The sequence below is a fragment of the Tenacibaculum ascidiaceicola genome (assembly GCF_047470925.1).
GTDB classification, from domain to species: Bacteria; Bacteroidota; Bacteroidia; order Flavobacteriales; family Flavobacteriaceae; genus Polaribacter; species Polaribacter discolor.
This window is the reverse complement of record NZ_JAZKJP010000008.1, coordinates 64,053-79,927: the sequence shown is the minus strand read 5'-3', so window position 1 is coordinate 79,927 and position 15,875 is coordinate 64,053. Positions and strand designations below refer to the sequence as shown.

The following is a 15,875-nucleotide window of genomic DNA, read 5'->3' as shown; positions in this document are numbered from 1 at the left end:
ATTTACTGATTACCAACAACTACACTTTCGGGTAGCTTTGATTTTTTTACCGAACTCTCATCCATCGATTTAAATATTAAATGCTTATTTTTTCTATAGAACTCTATTAAACTTGAATAAGTCATACACACAGGTATAGTCTCTGACCCTAAGTAATTCACCGACTCTCCGACCACAGTAGCTTCTATTCCTAATATTCTTAAAACCCTCAATAATTTACTATCACACTCTGCAAAAGCTACGGAATTTTCTTTTTCACATATTGGTGTTATGGCACAGATCATGAGTTTTTTGAAAAGGTTTATATCACTCACTTCTTTTTTTATTGCGAATCTACCTATATGCCAAATTGTTTTCAAAGGAGACATCCCTGCAATCTCTATTGGGTTTATCCCAAATATTTTTTGAATTGGTAACTTTTTTGAGTAATCCCATCTTAATACTCTTATTGCTCCTTCAATTTCTCCTTTATCTCCTTTTGAAACAAAAACTTTCGAACTCTTCAAAAAACCTAACTCTTCCTTATAAATAGATTTAACACTTGAATAATAATTACTAGGTAAGTTTCCTTTTGTATGATGTTTAAAGTTCTCTTTAACTATAAATTCGGCTAAATTTATTATTTCACTTGATGATAATATTTCTAAGGATGTGTTTTTAAAAGTCATAACATTGTGTTTTATACTTCCAAAACTATCTATAGACCTAAGCTTTTAAATTACACTAAAGTGTAGTTAAGTGTTTGATTATCAAAAAACTACACAAAAGTGTAGTTTTATTAGACCTAATAATATACTTTTTAGTAGATTTGTTGGGACTCTTCAATATTTTTAATTATGAAAAACAACATCAATGATTTTTTCTCGATGAAAAACACTGTTGATAATATTTCTGAAAGTGAACTACTTAAAACATCTAATTATTTAGCTCCTATCAAAGCTTTTGCTCGAACTACTTATAAAAGCATTTATATTATTGACTATCAAAAAAAAGGATTTGAATATGTTTCTGACAACCCCTTATTCTTATGTGGTCATACAGCTGAAGAAGTAAAAGAAATGGGGTATGCTTTTTATTTTAAATATGTTACACCACCCGATTTAGATTTACTTTTAAAAATAAATACAGTAGGGTTTGATTTTTTTGAAAAACTACCTATTGAAGAAAGGTTACTTTACACAATTTCTTATGATTTTAGTATTAAAAACCAAGAGAAAAAAAACATTCTAATAAACCAAAAATTAACTCCTTTATTTTTAAGTAATGATGGTAAAGTTTGGAAGGCTATATGTATTATCTCTTTATCTACAGAGCAACACTCTGGAAATATTAAAATATACAAACAAGGAGACAACAAAATGTTTACTTATAATCTGGAAGGTGAATATTGGAAAACAGAAGAAAAAATAACCCTTACAAATAGAGAAAAAGAAATCTTACAATATTCTGCAAGGGGTTTTAAAATTAATGAAATAGCCGAATCTATTTTTGTTTCTCCTGATACTGTTAAATTTCATAGAAAAAAATTATTTGACAAATTAGAAGTCGCCAACATAACAGAAGCTATTTCTTTTGCTACTAATAATAGACTTATTTAGCTATTGATAGATGACAAGTAAAATTCAGGAAATTTTTTTACCGATTTCCCTGTAGAAATATTAAATAGCAAGTGCGTACAAATAGACGCCACTAACCATGACGCAACAGATAATTGAGGAGGAGGTAATATTTTTTTTTCTTTTTTATACTCCTCTATAACATCCTCTATCCATTTTTGAGGTTTTCCCCAAAACTTCATATAGCTTACTGCATATTCTACCATTTTCACTTCATTAAACTTTTCTTCTTCCTTAGCTATTGATTCTAGTGATAAACTATCAGGAGTAATTACAGAAACTAAAGCTCCCCAACCTAAATTATATGGATGAATAATTGGAATCCCTTTATCCCTACAAATCTTATCAAATATTAACGGTATGTCAGATGTAAAATCTAAAGCGTTTATCGCTACTTTGTGTCCTTCAATTATTGAGTGTATATTTTCTTTTGTAATAAAACAATTATAAACTGTAATGTCTGCTTTAGGATTAATAGACAACAACCTTTTAGAAAGAGCTTCCACCTTATCTGTTTTAATATCTTTTTCAGTATAATTTTGCCTATTCAAATTTGATAACTCAACCTCATCTCCATCAACTATAGTAATTTTTTCAAAACCTAACCTTAAAGCACACTCAGCAATATTACTACCTATGCCACTGCCTCCTAATAAGATTGGATAATTCTTTATCAGCTCTTGTTCTTCTGGTTTAATATATATTCTATTTCTACTATACATTGATTCTCTCTAAATTTATTTAAACAAAAATAACTAAACATACCTAATCAAATCTTACACTAAAGTGTAGTTATTAATACTCTTCTTAAGAACTCTTAATACTTTTAAGATAAAAAAACCTTGGAACTACATGATTCCAAGGTTTTACAACTAACTCTACAAATCTAACATACTTGCTTTACAAGAATGCTATTCTTTTAGTAAAACTTCCTCAAAAAACTTGTCTTTAAGTTTTTGGTAAGCTTCCAAATTATTGTGATAATTCTCACGTAACCTATCGTACTCTCCTAAATAAGCCATGTCGCACTGAATATCATCACACTCCGCTACATTTACATAGGTATTTGAATATGACAAAACAGTTTTATAAAGCTCATTGTTTATTTTTTTTCTCTCAGAAAAAAGCTTCAATGTTTGTTCAGAAATGGCTTTATTTATTAAAGAGTGTTCATGTAAGCTTAAAAGATTGTCAATTTCTTTATTAACATATTGCATTTGATCTACCCATCCTTTTAATTCTACATGGTTGTATTTATGTACTACATCTATATCGCTACCGTGATTATTAAGTGTCATTTTTTTGTCTTTAAATTAAGGTGCTAAAACTCTCTTCCCTTTCTTTTTGAGTTACTTTTAAAATTTTAACTTCTTTCCTTCCTCCTGGTAAATCCCAGTGAACTACATCGTTTAAAGCATAACCAAATAAAGCTATGCCTATTGGTGTTAAAATGGAAATCTTGTTGTTTTTTAAATCCTTTTCAGTTGGTTTTACAATCTGAATAGTTTTTTTCCAATCATCTCCAGAAGTTATAGTCACAACAGTATTCAATCGTACCACATCATCTAGCATTTCTTCTTCATCTAAAATTTTAGCCGATTTTAACTCTTCAGCAAACTTATCTAGTGATGTTTGTACTTTATCTTCTTCAGTATGCTCTGAAACATTTAGCAAACTCTTAATGTACACATACTCTTTTTTCTCTAGAACTAAACTTCCGTGTTTCATTTTACTTCTTTTTATGGAAAAATACCTCGTTGAACATAAGCCTTTTCAATACGCTGTATAGCTATACAGTAAGCTGCTTTTCGCATATCTACACCTTCTAACTTTGCATAGTCTGAAACTCTGGTATATGAGTCTTTTAATTTCTTATCTAATCGTACAATAACCTCTTCCATATTCCATAACTCACCATTACGGTTTTGAAGCCATTCAAAGTAACTAGTAATTACACCACCTGAATTACATAATATATCAGGAATTATTGTTACTCCTTTTTCTAAAAGGATTTTTTCTCCTTCTACATTTATAGGTCCATTTGCGCCTTCTGCTATTAAATTAGCTTTAATTAAGTGTGCGTTATCTTCAGTTATTTGGTTCCCTAAAGCGGCAGGAATACAAATATCACAGTCAATAGCAAAGAAGTCTTCTTTTTCTATCTCTCTTGACTCTGGGTATCCAACTAAACTTCCGTTATTAGCTTTTGTATAATTGAAAAGATCTTCTACCTTGATTCCACTTGTATTTTGAATACTTCCGTAAGCATCTTGAACTCCTGTCATTTTAGCTCCTTCTTTTTCTAAGAAATAAGCAGCCCAATACCCTACATTTCCAAAACCTTGAACGATAAAGGTTTTACCTTCTAGGGTTTGGTTATTTTCTTCTATCCAAAACTTAATTGTTAGGAACACTCCATAACCTGTAGCTCTATCTCTTCCTTCTAGACCTCCACTACCGATTGGTTTTCCTGTAACCACATGTTGATTCATTGAACGTTCTGCAGGAGCCTTAGTACTCATATACGTATCTGCCATCCACGCCATAGTTTGAGCGTTTGTGTTTACATCTGGAGCAGGAATATCATGTTCTGGCCCAATATTATCACCTAAAGCAAACGTAAAACGTCTTGTAATTCGTTCTAATTCATCTTTTGAATATTTAGTAGGATCAATTTGTATACCTCCTTTACCTCCACCATATGGTAAACCTGCCAAAGATGTTTTCCATGTCATCCACATAGCCAGAGCTCTTGCTGCATCTATATCTACCGTTGGATGATAACGTAAACCTCCTTTATATGGTCCCAAAGCATTGTTGTGCTGTACACGATATCCTTGAAAAATTTCAACATCACCATTATCCATCTTCACAGGAAAATTAACAATGATTTCGTTATTCGTAATACTTAATATTTTACGAATATTAGGGTGTAAACCAATTTGATCAGATGCACTATTAAACTGCTCTAATACATTATCAACCATTCCTCTAGCATTCTTTCGCTTCACTGGTTTTTTTAATTCTTTGGTTAATGTCATCTCACTTATGTTTGAATTTATTTTACTTTCTGATACTTCACTTTTTGTATTATTCATACTTTATTTATTAGTAAGCTTTTCTTGTCTTAAGCAGTTTGAATTTGCATTTCTGGGCTTACAACTGCCTCTTCTTTCTTCTCTTTCTCTACTACTTCATTTACCTCATTATACTCACTACACGACCATACCTTTTCTTTAGATTTGGTTAACACACATGTATTTACTTCTATACATGATGGACAAATATTAAAAGGATTCGTATTCATAAATTACATTTATTTTATTTTCATCTATAAAGGCAAATGGCATGCCGACAAATATGCCAAAAAAGCAAAAAACCTCTGAACCCCTTTATTTATATAGGACTCAGAAGTTTATTTGAAATTTGATTTTAAAGTTGAAGTGGGGAGCTTCTCCTCATATGGAGAAAAAACTCTCAAAAAAGATGTTTTATTCTTTCAGCTTTTCTCGCAGTGTCTTACGATCTATTTGGAGAATTTTTGCCGCTTTTGTTTTATTATTATTAGTAGCATTTAACACATGCTGTATGTGACGCTTTTCCATTTCTTTTAAAGATATCAATCCTTCTTCAGAAAAATCGACATTATATTTTAATGAATCAGGTAAGTGCTCTACCTCTACTATACGATCACACATAATTACCGCACGTTGTATTATATTTTCTAATTCTCTTATATTTCCAGGCCAATTGTATCGTTGAAGTATATCTGTAGCTTTGGGACTTATTTTTATGAATCTATCTTTGTACTCTATTCCATATTTAAATAGAAACTTTTCCACCAACATAGAAATATCCTCTTTTCTTTCTCTTAAAGGTGGTACCTCTATTTCAACAACTGTTAATCTATAAAACAAATCTTCTCGAAACGTTCCTTTTTGAATCATTTCCTTTAGATTATTGTTTGTTGCTGCAATAATTCTAACATCAACTTTTTCTGCTTTTTGAGCTCCAACCTTTACTACTTCCTTTTCCTGTAAAACTCTTAATAATTTAGATTGTACATTTAAAGAAGCGTTACCTATTTCATCTAAAAAAATAGTTCCTCCATTTGCAGCTTGAAAAAAACCATTCCTATTACTTTCTGCTCCTGTAAAAGCGCCTTTTACATAACCAAATAATTCAGATTCTAATAAATTTTCAGGAATTGCCCCACAGTTTACAGCTATATATGGCCCTTTAGCAAACTTACCTTCATAATGTATTGCTCTTGCTACTAATTCTTTACCTGTACCGCTTTCACCCTTAATAGAAACTGTAGCTTTATTATTTTTAACTCGATCTATTATTTGAAAAATTTCATTAATCTTTTCAGAAGCCCCTATCATGTCTCCATAAAAGTCTTTCTTCTCTTTTTTTTGAGCAGCACTTTTCTTACTTATTCCTGATTTTGATAATGCATCATCCATTGCCGTTTTCAACTCGTTTTTAGTAAATGGCTTCGTTAGGTATGCTACTACACCTGACTTAATTGCCTCAAGTGAATCTTGAACAGATGGATACCCTGTTACAATAAGTTTTGGTAGCTTTGGATAATGCTCCGAGACAAATTTAACTAACTCGAAACCATCAACTTCAGGCATTTTTAAATCTGTAATTAACAAATCAATTGGCGTATCTCTTAAAATTGTAACTGCTTCTTTAACCGATACCGCCTTGTAGGTATGATAGTTCCAAGACTGTAAATGTCGATGTAACAATTCTAAAATATGAACATCATCATCTACTATTAATATATTTTCTTTTTTTAACGGCATTTCTTTTATTTTGGTAACCTAACCTCAAAGATAGCACCTTTTTCAATGCCATTTTTAGCAGTTATTGTTCCTTTATGACTCGATACAATACCATGCACAACACTTAATCCCAGCCCTGTTCCTTCTCCTGTTGGTTTCGTTGTGAAGAAAGGTTGAAACACTTTTTCAAGAGCTTCATTACTTAAACCTATTCCTTCATCAGAAATTCTTAAAACAACTTCTTTATCTGTTTGGAATGTTTCTATAGTAACAAGCCCGTCTTTAGGTGAAAAATAAATAGCGTTTATAATAAGGTTAAAAATAATTTGAGTAAGTTGAACTGTATCTGCTCGCAACCATAATTCTGACTCCTCAACTTTCACTAAATATTTTACAGACTGTCTTCTAAAAGTGGCGTCGAGTAAATTTATAGCATCTTTTATACTTGGAATTATATTTACTTTTTTCATTTCTTGCGGCATTTCACAAGCGAAATACATGAGTTTTTTTACTACTTCTCTTGAAAAAATTGCACTTTGAATAATTTTATCTACATCAGCCAAAGCTTTTTCATTACTGGACATATCCGCTTTCAATAGCTCTGAATAACCTAATATGTTAGCTAGAGGGGTATTTAATTCATGGGCAATACCAGCGGTTAATTCTCCTAAGATTGATAAACGGTCGGCATGCTCCATTTTACGTCTCATCGACAACTCATTGTTCTTTATTTCAATACGCTCTAAAAGTCCTCCTATTTTTATAGCAACGGTATCAAATAATTCTTTTTCTTCCTTTAGGTATAAATTATCCTTAAGTTCCTTTCCTCTTATAAATGCTGATATTTTTCCTTTAGGAGTATTAAATACTGAAATAGGACTTGAAATAATACAAAACTCTTCCTCGGTTTTACTTTCCTCTTCAGAATATTTTTCCGTATCAATAAAAACTCGCGTGTTTTTTGGAAACTGTAATGCTTTTTTTAAACTTTTAGCTATGGCTTTTAAAGCTACATCAACTTGATCTAGGTTTGCATTTATTATTAAAGAGGTTACTTCATATAAACAAGTTAACTCTTTTATACGTTCTTTTAGTTCTTTTTCTGTTGCGCTTGCTGACCTCATTAAGTAATTGTTTTACTCTGATAAACTCTTTTACTTTCTGAGAATAAAAATACAAAATAACTTTCCTCCACTTACTTCATTTATAAAACTACTACAATATATATTCTCTTTTATGCTTTACCTATTTTATGTAAATTCGTAACTATGGAATTACTTTTTATAGGTTTGGCGGGAGGTGCCATTATATCCTATTACATTTTTAAAAAATTCACCTCAGCAAAAAGAAAAAATTTAACCGAAAAACAATCGGTAGTTCTGCTAGATAAGATTAAAAAAGTATCTAAATTAATTACTGTTGAAGGGGAATTTGCCGAGATATATCATCATGAAAACACCAAAGAGAAGTTTTTAGGACTTGTTACTAGTAAGAAAAAAGCCATTATTTTAATTAATGCTAAAGTTCATATTGGTTTTGATTTTAGAAAAATAAAAATGCATACCGACACGAAGAAAAAGGTATTGGTTTTATCTGAATTCCCACAACCCGAAGTATTTTCAATAGAACCAAACTTACGCTTCTATGACATACAAAACGGATTACTTAACAAATTTAGTTCTGAAGATTTAACTGAAGTAAATAAAGAAGCTAAAGATCACATTCTTCAAAAAATACCTGAAAGTAATTTAATGCAAACCGCAAATAAAGAAGCCTTAGAGGCTGTTACCTTAATGCAAAATTTAGTGGAAACTATTGGATGGAAACTAGACTACACAGCTTTAAAGATTCCTCAATCAACTCAAAACTTAATTGAATAATGAATATTGAAGAATTTCGTAACTATTGCATTACCAAAAAAGGAGTTACTGAACATTTTCCTTTTGATGATAATGTTTTAGTATTTAAAGTAATGAATAAAATGTTTTCGTTATCGGGTTTAGATAGCTGGGAGCAACATGAGCCTAAGGTTAATTTAAAATGTAATCCTGAACGTGCTTTAGAATTAAGAGCTGAGTATGAAAGTATTAATCCAGGATTTCACATGAGTAAGAAACATTGGAATACAGTTACTTTAAACAATGATGTTTCTGATACTTTTGTTTTTGAATTAATTGATCACTCATACGAACTTATAGTAAAAGGATTAACAAAAAAACTTAAAGAAGAATTAAAATCGTTGTAACCCAATGCTTAAATCTGACCTTAGAAAACTATACAAGCAAAAGAGAAACTCTCTTACTCAAACAGAAAAAGAAAAGCTCCAAGAGAGTATATATCAACAAATATTCGAGTTAAAAACTGATAATATTAGTACTGTACATTTGTTTTTATCCATGAGAAAGTTTAATGAAATAGACACTCAACCTATCATTGATTTTTTTAGAGATAAAGGAAAAAGAATTATTGTTAGTCGTTGTAATTTTGAAGATGACTCGCTAACTCATTTCTATTTTGAAAAAGAAACCAAACTAGAACTCAACAAATTTGGAGTTCCAGAACCTATAAATGCAGAAGAAGCAGATGTAAAAGATATTGACTTGGTTTTTGTGCCTATGTTAATTTCTGACGAACAAAACTATAGGGTTGGTTACGGTAAAGGGTTTTATGATCGATTTTTATCAGAATGTAGAGAAAACACTCAAACTATCGGACTCAACTTCTTTTCTCCTATCAAAAAGATAAAAGATACCCATGAATTTGATGTCCCACTAAATTCTGTGATATATCCAAAATAAAAAATCCCGCTAAGAGCGGGATTTTTTATTTTATATAACTAACGATTATCCATTCATTGAAATCAGGAACTCATCGTTATTTAATGATCTTTTAATTCTGTCTTGAATAAACTCCATTGCTTCAATAGGATTCATATCTGCTAAATACTTACGTAATACCCACATACGTTGTACTGTCTTTTCATCTAATAATAAATCATCACGACGTGTGCTCGATTTAATTAAATCAATTGCAGGATAAATTCTACGATTGGCAATATTACGTTCTAATTGTAACTCCATGTTACCTGTTCCTTTGAATTCTTCAAAGATAACCTCATCCATTTTCGAACCGGTTTCGGTAAGTGCAGTAGCAATAATAGTTAACGAACCACCATTTTCAATGTTACGAGCTGCACCAAAGAAACGTTTTGGTTTATGTAATGCATTCGCATCGATACCTCCTGATAAGATTTTACCAGATGCTGGTGCTACTGTATTGTAAGCTCTTGCTAAACGTGTAATAGAATCTAATAAAATCACTACATCATGTCCACATTCAACTAATCGTTTTGCTTTTTCTAATACGATATTGGCAACACGTACATGTTTATCAGCAGGTTCATCAAAAGTAGATGCTACAACTTCACCACGTACACTACGTTGCATATCAGTTACCTCTTCAGGACGCTCATCAATTAATAAAACTATTTGATATACTTCTGGATGATTCGCTGCAATTGCTTTTGCTACATCTTTTAACAATACTGTTTTACCAGTTTTAGGCTGCGCTACAATCATACCACGTTGTCCTTTCCCTATTGGAGAAAACAAATCGATAATTCTAGTAGATAATGTGCTTCCTTTTTCTGCTAAATTGAATTTCTCATTAGCAAATAATGGTGTTAAATGTTCAAATGAAACACGATCACGAACAATATTTGGATTTAATCCATTAATTTTTGAAACTCTAATTAAAGGGAAATACTTCTCTCCTTCTTTTGGAGGACGAACATTACCTCTTACAGTATCTCCTGTTTTTAATCCAAACAACTTAATTTGAGATTGAGAAACATAAATATCATCTGGAGATGACAAATAGTTATAATCAGATGAACGTAAAAACCCATACCCATCAGGCATCATTTCTAATACACCTTCACTCTCTATAATACCATCAAATTCAAAATCAGGATCACGGTACTTATTACCACTTTTATGATGTTGTTTATTCGTATTCTGATTTTTATTGTGCTTATTACCTCTATCTCTGTTGCTATGATTTTTATTATGCTGCTGCTTTTGTTGTTGAGGTTGTTGCTGCTTTTTATCTTCAACAGCTTTAGGAGGCTGTTTCTTATCTTCTACCCTCTTTTTAGGCTTAGCAACTGGCTCCTTTTTTTCTGGAGCTTCTTTTATCTCAGGCTTAACAACAACCTTATCTTCCTGTTTTTCAACAGCAGTAGTTGTAGTATTGGATTCTGTTTTAGATATTCTTTTTCTTTTTGGCTTCTCTGCTTTAGGAGCAGGTTTTGGTTTAGCCTCATTAGCACTTGCTTCTGCTTGCGCATCTAAAATTTTGTATACTAAGTCTAACTTCTTAAGTTGACTAATTTTCGTTAATCCTATTGATTTCGCAATAACTTGTAAGTCAGCTAATTTTTTAGTTTTTAATTCCGAAATATCGAACATTCGTTAAATAGTTAAGTTACTAAAATTCCTTATATATAAAGAATTATTTTGTATTAAGTTTTGTTTTGAGTGCTAATTATATAGGGGCTATATAATAATTTTGTGCGGTTACATACAAGGCAAATATATACAAATATTTTAACTTCTAATATTTCTTTTTAAAAAAAGAAGTATTACATTTGCTACCCGATAAAAAATTATGATACAAAGAATACAATCTATATACTTATTAGTAGCAGGAATTATCTCTGGAGGATTGACTTTTTTATTTAGTCTTTGGAGTAACTCTCAAACTAACACTATATATATATTGGATTTGTTTTCTGGAAACTCAATTCTAGAAAAAAGTATTCCTGTTTTATTTTTTATTTCGGCTTTAGTATCTATTGTTACAATATTTTTATTTAAAAACCGTCAGTTACAATTTGTACTAAACCGCTTAAACATATTGATAAATCTTTTTTTATTAGGAGTATTGATATATTTATCTCAAACATTATCTGGAGAAGCTTCGGTTTCTGAGAAAGGTATTGGGATGTTCTTTCCTATCATTGTTGTTTTGCTGTTAGTTTTAGCAAATAGAGCCATTAAGAAGGATGAAGATCTTGTAAAATCTGTAGATAGATTACGATAAACCTAACATCTTAGTATATTTAGTGCGAAAAAAACCGAGGATTAATTCTCGGTTTTTTTATTTTTGTTTCCTAAGCTATTCAAGGCCTACAGCTTTAAATGTTAAAGAAATGTTAAAAAAAACTCAGGGTTAACCCTGAGTCATTAATGAAACGATTAGGGATACTGTGTATTGTGCACACTGTTTTAACCTCATAAATTTGTAACTGTAATAACAACCATGAATTACAACAAGATAAAAGTTCACATAGCAGATGACCATAAGATTTTAATAGACGGAGTCATTGCTTTATTAAATACTGAAGACGACATTGAAGTTGAGGGTTTTTCTTTAACTGGAAGACAAGTAGTAAACTGGTCCTCTAAAAATACAGCAGATGTATTAGTTTTAGATATTAACATGCCTGAGATGGACGGTATAGAAGTTTTAAAAACGTTTAAAAAACGTAATACAACTATTAAAACAATAATACTATCTAGTTTAAGCGACCCAAAACTTGTTCAAGAAATGATTGCGTTAGGCGCTAATGGTTTTGTAGATAAAAGTCGAGCTAATGAGCAAATAATTGATGCTATTAAAGTTGTACACAACGGCATACAATATATTAGTGAAGACATTAAAGTAAAATTATTAGACTTATATGCTTCTGATGCAAAAGAAGAAAATGAGCCAGAATATTTGCATGGAGATTTAACTGAGAGGGAAATTGCTGTATTAAAGTTAATTGCTAAAGAGAAAAGCTCCAGTGAAATTGCAGATCAACTCAATGTCAGTATAAAAACAGTAGAAACATATAGAAGTAATTTATATAAAAAATTAAAAGTAAGGAATGTAGTAGGTTTAGCGATGTATGCAGTGAGAAACAAAATAGTGTAAAGACATAATCAACCCTTCAAATTTTCTTTAGTCCCCCAGATTAAGAAGAAGCCCCCCGAGTCTATACACTTTATGCATCGCTAATCAACTACTTCTAATAACAATAAACCCAATAGCGATGTACGCGTTATTTAACATAGTATAGAAAACCCCTTCATTTTGTTTTCTTTTATCCCCTAAGAGATATCGTCCCCCGTCTCTTAACATCTATCCTAAGTACATCGCTATTTTTTTTAAAAATCAAATCTCAATAATAAACACCAAATAAGTCATGAAAAAATTTACTCCTTATTTCTTAGCTTTAAGCCTTAGTGTTATTTTTGCTTCATGTTCTTCTAACGAAGCAGAAGTTATAGAGAATAATCCTGAAAACTTATTACAATCATATACACTTAAAAGAGATGCCACTGGCGCATACTCTATTGATTTCAATACAACCAACAATACAGATGTAACTACAGTAACTAATGTAGACAACTCAAAAGAAATAATTTTAGCTGAAACCCCGCAAAAAACAGCTACTAAACACTCTAATGATTTTTCTATAGAAAATGATCATTTAAAAATTGGTTTTTTAGAAGCTAATAGAGGAAAAAAAAGCCAAGTTTATATAGAAGATGATAATATTACTCTTTCTAAAAAAAACTCAACCATTAACCCTCAATACCTAATCTCATATACCATTAACGTTAGTAATGATGGTAAATACAACTTAGATTTTGTTGTTGCTGACAAAGTTAAAACAATGTTTGTTTACAATGACATAAAAGATACTTACGAAGTTCATTTATCTAAAGATATTGCCCCTCTTACGAAAGCAGAATTTAGTAGCGATATTGAGGAAAAGAATAATTTTTCTATTGATTTAAACATTTATCAAGGAGAGAAATTAAATCTTAACTTTGTTAACTATTATAAATTACAACAAGAAACAAGTGCTAAAACTACTGGGGAAGTTATTGCTTCTTATGTAATAGAAGAAAAACCTAGAACCTCTGTTGATATTTAAATTTGAAATGAGAATTCTATTATTTTTATCATATTTTTTTTCTTTGCTTACAATAAGTAGCTCGTATTCATTAGGTTCAAATATTCCTAAAATAAGTCACAATATAAACATGGGAAAGAAAATATATTTACAAAAAAATATTACTGACTCTCTTTCTCTAGAAGAAAACTATAATCGCTTATATCAACTATATAAAAAAGAGAAATACACTGAGGCTCTAAACAAAGCTCTAGTTTTAGCCCATAAAACAAAAAACAATACTGAATTAGATTTTTCTACCAATTTATTAATAGCTGAAATTTTTCAAAATTTAAACGTTAGAAATAAGTCTATCACTTATTATTACAAATCTTTAGAGATTTTTAATTCAATTGAATCAAATGGTGAATTTTCATCAATTACTTCAATCCCACCAGAGTCATACGCTAAAATTCTTATTGGATTAGCTGGTAACTACCAATTAACTAACAAAATTGATAGTGCAAAAGTTTATTATAAAAAAATAATTCAAATAAATTCTCTTAACAAAGAGGTTCAAGATATACGCGCTAAAGCTTATAGTAATTTATCCGGCATCTATAAAAAAGAAAACTTATCTCTAGCAAAAGAGTACACTAATAAAGCTATAGAAATACACAGAAACAATGATAACAAAATATCTGAAGCCTCTGCTCTAAATAATTTAGCTAACATTTATTTACATGAAAAGAATTACAAAAAAGCCAAAGAGGTTTACTTTAAAGGGCTAGAGCTATTAGAAATGAGCAACAGCATCAAAGCTACAAAATTTAAAGAGGACTTATATTTTAATCTAGCTTATACTTTATATCTTCTTAAGGATTATACCGCTTACGATTATCAAGAAAAATCCTACAACATTAAAGATAACCTAAGAGATAAAGAAATTAGACGAATGGTTGAACAAATTTATACTCAACATAAAGAGAACTTAGAAAAGGAGAAAACTGCTTTAGTTAAAGAACAAAGAAAACTAGAAGAAGCTCAAGAAGCTAAAACTTCTATGCTTTTTGGTGCTTTAAGTTTTTTGGTTTTAATTGTTTCAGGGGTAATTATTTACAACTATAAGCTTCGTCAAAAAAATCTACGTCTTAAACTATCTGAAAGTAAACTTATACAACAACAAAACCTTGAAAAAGTTAAATCAGAAGCACAAGTTAAAATTCTAAACGCTACAATAGACGGAAAAGAAACTGAACGAAAACTCATTGCAGAAATATTACATGATAATGTTAGCGCATTGCTTTCATCTGCTAATATGCATTTAACAGCTACAAAAAAACAATTTGACGGAGATACTCCTCAAGAAATAGAAAAAACACAAGCTATTATTTCTGAAGCCTCTCAAAAAGTTAGAGACTTATCTCATAATTTAGTTTCTTCTATTTTATTAAAATTCGGACTTGAATATGCTATTAAGGATGTCGTTAAAAAGTATTCGAATAGCCAATTAAAACTTGAAGTTTCTGCAAAAAACATAAATAGATATAATCAAGAATTTGAAATAAAAATATTTAATGTGATTCAAGAATTAATCAATAACATCTTGAAGCACAGTAAAGCCAAACATGCACAAATAGATTTAAAAGAAGAGAAGAGTCAACTAACCGTTCTCGTTAAGGATGATGGGGTAGGATTTTCTACCTCGTCTTCTTCTTTTTCTGATGGTATTGGTCTTAATCAAGTTGAAGCTAGAATTCACATGATGGATGGTAAACTAACCATAAAATCTGAAGTAAATGTAGGCACTACAATAAACATTACAGTTCCTATACTAAAAAAGGAAAAAAACTATAATCAGTTAACCTCTGTTAGCTAATTCTATAATTTCCATATTTTTCACATTACCTTTATCTATTTCAAAACGTAGCATGGTTCTAATTTTATGAAATCCGTGGTTTCCTGCTGCTCCAGGATTTAAGTGAAGTAAATTTAATTTTTTATCGTACTGAACTTTTAAAATATGTGAATGTCCACAAATAAACAACTGTGGTCTATTCGTTTTTAATTCTTCCCTAACTCTTTGATTATACTTATTTGGATAACCTCCTATATGAGTTATCCAAACTGAAACACCATCAACAACAAATTTATTATCTAACGGAAACTCTACCCTAGCATTTTTATCATCAATATTCCCATAAACAGCTCTAAGTGGTTTAAGTTTTTTTATTGTATCCGTAACTTCTAAATCACCAATATCACCTGCATGCCAAACCTCATCAGCTTGCTTTACAAACTTTAAAATTTGTTCATCAATAAAACTATGTGTATCGGAAAGGAGTAAAATCTTCTTCATCAGGACAAAACTAACGAATTAAAAAGGAAAAATCCACGACATTACATCATGGATTTCTTTATACTAAGGGGAAATTAATGAAAGGGGAATTCACTTTCGTATTCTAAAAGGTGACAAAAATAACACAAACATTACAGTTAATCTGTTAACATATGTTA

The 15,875-nt window shown here is 30.4% G+C and carries 18 protein-coding genes; 8 read left to right on the top strand and 10 right to left on the bottom strand.

Annotation, left to right across the window (positions count from 1 at the left end; translation table 11 throughout):
- Nucleotides 1-2: 2 nt before the first annotated feature.
- On the bottom strand, nucleotides 3-668 hold the full coding sequence (locus VBY68_RS08690) for a hypothetical protein (RefSeq protein ID WP_415269488.1): 666 nt from the start codon (nucleotides 666-668) through the stop codon (nucleotides 3-5).
- A gap of 168 nt (nucleotides 669-836) precedes the next feature.
- On the opposite strand from VBY68_RS08690, the gene VBY68_RS08685 reads away from it, so the two are divergent.
- Entirely contained in the window at nucleotides 837-1,598 is a 762-nt protein-coding gene (locus tag VBY68_RS08685; RefSeq protein WP_415269487.1) for a response regulator transcription factor, read from the top strand.
- On the opposite strand, the gene VBY68_RS08680 is transcribed toward VBY68_RS08685, so the two are convergent.
- The 7 genes from VBY68_RS08680 to VBY68_RS08650 form a co-directional block, all read right to left on the bottom strand.
- The gene (locus VBY68_RS08680) at nucleotides 1,595-2,338 is read right to left on the bottom strand and encodes a ThiF family adenylyltransferase (protein ID WP_415269486.1); all 744 of its coding nucleotides are present in this window, start codon (nucleotides 2,336-2,338) and stop codon (nucleotides 1,595-1,597) included. The genes VBY68_RS08685 and VBY68_RS08680 overlap by 4 nt on opposite strands.
- A gap of 189 nt (nucleotides 2,339-2,527) precedes the next feature.
- Complete coding sequence (locus VBY68_RS08675; RefSeq protein ID WP_415269485.1) at nucleotides 2,528-2,914, bottom strand: hypothetical protein; 387 nt, start codon at nucleotides 2,912-2,914, stop codon at nucleotides 2,528-2,530.
- A 10-nt stretch (nucleotides 2,915-2,924) separates the two neighbouring features.
- Complete coding sequence (locus VBY68_RS08670) at nucleotides 2,925-3,344, bottom strand: GreA/GreB family elongation factor (RefSeq protein WP_415269484.1); 420 nt, start codon at nucleotides 3,342-3,344, stop codon at nucleotides 2,925-2,927.
- Nucleotides 3,345-3,355: 11 nt separating this feature from the next.
- Nucleotides 3,356-4,657 carry a Glu/Leu/Phe/Val family dehydrogenase gene (locus tag VBY68_RS08665; protein ID WP_415269587.1) on the bottom strand — a complete coding sequence of 434 codons (1,302 nt, stop codon included), beginning with the start codon at nucleotides 4,655-4,657 and terminating at the stop codon, nucleotides 3,356-3,358.
- 86 nt (nucleotides 4,658-4,743) lie between these two features.
- A complete protein-coding gene (locus tag VBY68_RS08660) occupies nucleotides 4,744-4,923 on the bottom strand; it encodes a hypothetical protein (RefSeq protein WP_124590993.1) in 180 nt (59 codons plus the stop codon).
- Nucleotides 4,924-5,107: 184 nt separating this feature from the next.
- The gene (locus tag VBY68_RS08655) at nucleotides 5,108-6,433 is read right to left on the bottom strand and encodes a sigma-54-dependent transcriptional regulator (RefSeq protein WP_415269483.1); all 1,326 of its coding nucleotides are present in this window, start codon (nucleotides 6,431-6,433) and stop codon (nucleotides 5,108-5,110) included.
- Nucleotides 6,434-6,438: 5 nt separating this feature from the next.
- Entirely contained in the window at nucleotides 6,439-7,536 is a 1,098-nt protein-coding gene (locus tag VBY68_RS08650; protein WP_415269482.1) for a sensor histidine kinase, read from the bottom strand.
- A 144-nt stretch (nucleotides 7,537-7,680) separates the two neighbouring features.
- Between VBY68_RS08650 and VBY68_RS08645 the strand changes: the two genes are divergently transcribed.
- Genes VBY68_RS08645 through VBY68_RS08635 form a run of 3 tightly spaced genes read left to right on the top strand, consistent with a single transcriptional unit; the run spans nucleotide 7,681 to nucleotide 9,210 of the window.
- Complete coding sequence (locus VBY68_RS08645) at nucleotides 7,681-8,292, top strand: DUF4230 domain-containing protein (protein ID WP_099213994.1); 612 nt, start codon at nucleotides 7,681-7,683, stop codon at nucleotides 8,290-8,292.
- On the top strand, nucleotides 8,292-8,657 hold the full coding sequence (locus tag VBY68_RS08640) for an MmcQ/YjbR family DNA-binding protein (protein ID WP_415269481.1): 366 nt from the start codon (nucleotides 8,292-8,294) through the stop codon (nucleotides 8,655-8,657). The genes VBY68_RS08645 and VBY68_RS08640 overlap by 1 nt, the downstream gene beginning before the upstream one ends.
- Nucleotides 8,658-8,661: 4 nt before the next feature.
- Nucleotides 8,662-9,210, top strand: coding sequence for a 5-formyltetrahydrofolate cyclo-ligase (locus VBY68_RS08635; RefSeq protein WP_415269480.1), 549 nt, complete (start codon nucleotides 8,662-8,664; stop codon nucleotides 9,208-9,210).
- A gap of 45 nt (nucleotides 9,211-9,255) precedes the next feature.
- On the opposite strand, the gene rho is transcribed toward VBY68_RS08635, so the two are convergent.
- Entirely contained in the window at nucleotides 9,256-10,881 is a 1,626-nt protein-coding gene (gene rho / locus VBY68_RS08630) for a transcription termination factor Rho (RefSeq protein ID WP_099213990.1), read from the bottom strand.
- Between the two features lie 199 nt (nucleotides 10,882-11,080).
- On the opposite strand from rho, the gene VBY68_RS08625 reads away from it, so the two are divergent.
- The 4 genes from VBY68_RS08625 to VBY68_RS08610 all read left to right on the top strand — a co-directional run bounded on the left by VBY68_RS08625 (nucleotide 11,081) and on the right by VBY68_RS08610 (nucleotide 15,237).
- Nucleotides 11,081-11,515 (top strand): DUF4293 domain-containing protein, encoded by a 435-nt coding sequence (locus VBY68_RS08625; protein WP_121148177.1) that lies wholly within the window; start codon nucleotides 11,081-11,083, stop codon nucleotides 11,513-11,515.
- A 219-nt stretch (nucleotides 11,516-11,734) separates the two neighbouring features.
- Complete coding sequence (locus VBY68_RS08620; RefSeq protein WP_415269479.1) at nucleotides 11,735-12,391, top strand: response regulator; 657 nt, start codon at nucleotides 11,735-11,737, stop codon at nucleotides 12,389-12,391.
- A 271-nt stretch (nucleotides 12,392-12,662) separates the two neighbouring features.
- A complete protein-coding gene (locus VBY68_RS08615; protein WP_415269478.1) occupies nucleotides 12,663-13,400 on the top strand; it encodes a hypothetical protein in 738 nt (245 codons plus the stop codon).
- A 109-nt stretch (nucleotides 13,401-13,509) separates the two neighbouring features.
- A complete protein-coding gene (locus VBY68_RS08610) occupies nucleotides 13,510-15,237 on the top strand; it encodes a tetratricopeptide repeat-containing sensor histidine kinase (protein WP_415269477.1) in 1,728 nt (575 codons plus the stop codon).
- On the opposite strand, the gene VBY68_RS08605 is transcribed toward VBY68_RS08610, so the two are convergent.
- On the bottom strand, nucleotides 15,220-15,717 hold the full coding sequence (locus VBY68_RS08605) for a metallophosphoesterase family protein (protein WP_099213982.1): 498 nt from the start codon (nucleotides 15,715-15,717) through the stop codon (nucleotides 15,220-15,222). The genes VBY68_RS08610 and VBY68_RS08605 overlap by 18 nt on opposite strands.
- Nucleotides 15,718-15,875: the final 158 nt, after the last annotated feature.

What these genes read in the sequence shown, in the direction of transcription:
- VBY68_RS08690 (WP_415269488.1), bottom strand. Translation starts at nt 668, where the DNA reads ATGACTTTTAAAAACACATCCTTAGAAATATTATCATCAAGTGAAATA.
- VBY68_RS08685 (WP_415269487.1), top strand. Translation starts at nt 837, where the DNA reads ATGAAAAACAACATCAATGATTTTTTCTCGATGAAAAACACTGTTGAT.
- VBY68_RS08680 (WP_415269486.1), bottom strand. Translation starts at nt 2,338, where the DNA reads ATGTATAGTAGAAATAGAATATATATTAAACCAGAAGAACAAGAGCTG.
- VBY68_RS08675 (WP_415269485.1), bottom strand. Translation starts at nt 2,914, where the DNA reads ATGACACTTAATAATCACGGTAGCGATATAGATGTAGTACATAAATAC.
- VBY68_RS08670 (WP_415269484.1), bottom strand. Translation starts at nt 3,344, where the DNA reads ATGAAACACGGAAGTTTAGTTCTAGAGAAAAAAGAGTATGTGTACATT.
- VBY68_RS08665 (WP_415269587.1), bottom strand. Translation starts at nt 4,657, where the DNA reads ATGACATTAACCAAAGAATTAAAAAAACCAGTGAAGCGAAAGAATGCT.
- VBY68_RS08660 (WP_124590993.1), bottom strand. Translation starts at nt 4,923, where the DNA reads ATGAATACGAATCCTTTTAATATTTGTCCATCATGTATAGAAGTAAAT.
- VBY68_RS08655 (WP_415269483.1), bottom strand. Translation starts at nt 6,433, where the DNA reads ATGCCGTTAAAAAAAGAAAATATATTAATAGTAGATGATGATGTTCAT.
- VBY68_RS08650 (WP_415269482.1), bottom strand. Translation starts at nt 7,536, where the DNA reads ATGAGGTCAGCAAGCGCAACAGAAAAAGAACTAAAAGAACGTATAAAA.
- VBY68_RS08645 (WP_099213994.1), top strand. Translation starts at nt 7,681, where the DNA reads ATGGAATTACTTTTTATAGGTTTGGCGGGAGGTGCCATTATATCCTAT.
- VBY68_RS08640 (WP_415269481.1), top strand. Translation starts at nt 8,292, where the DNA reads ATGAATATTGAAGAATTTCGTAACTATTGCATTACCAAAAAAGGAGTT.
- VBY68_RS08635 (WP_415269480.1), top strand. Translation starts at nt 8,662, where the DNA reads ATGCTTAAATCTGACCTTAGAAAACTATACAAGCAAAAGAGAAACTCT.
- rho (WP_099213990.1), bottom strand. Translation starts at nt 10,881, where the DNA reads ATGTTCGATATTTCGGAATTAAAAACTAAAAAATTAGCTGACTTACAA.
- VBY68_RS08625 (WP_121148177.1), top strand. Translation starts at nt 11,081, where the DNA reads ATGATACAAAGAATACAATCTATATACTTATTAGTAGCAGGAATTATC.
- VBY68_RS08620 (WP_415269479.1), top strand. Translation starts at nt 11,735, where the DNA reads ATGAATTACAACAAGATAAAAGTTCACATAGCAGATGACCATAAGATT.
- VBY68_RS08615 (WP_415269478.1), top strand. Translation starts at nt 12,663, where the DNA reads ATGAAAAAATTTACTCCTTATTTCTTAGCTTTAAGCCTTAGTGTTATT.
- VBY68_RS08610 (WP_415269477.1), top strand. Translation starts at nt 13,510, where the DNA reads ATGGGAAAGAAAATATATTTACAAAAAAATATTACTGACTCTCTTTCT.
- VBY68_RS08605 (WP_099213982.1), bottom strand. Translation starts at nt 15,717, where the DNA reads ATGAAGAAGATTTTACTCCTTTCCGATACACATAGTTTTATTGATGAA.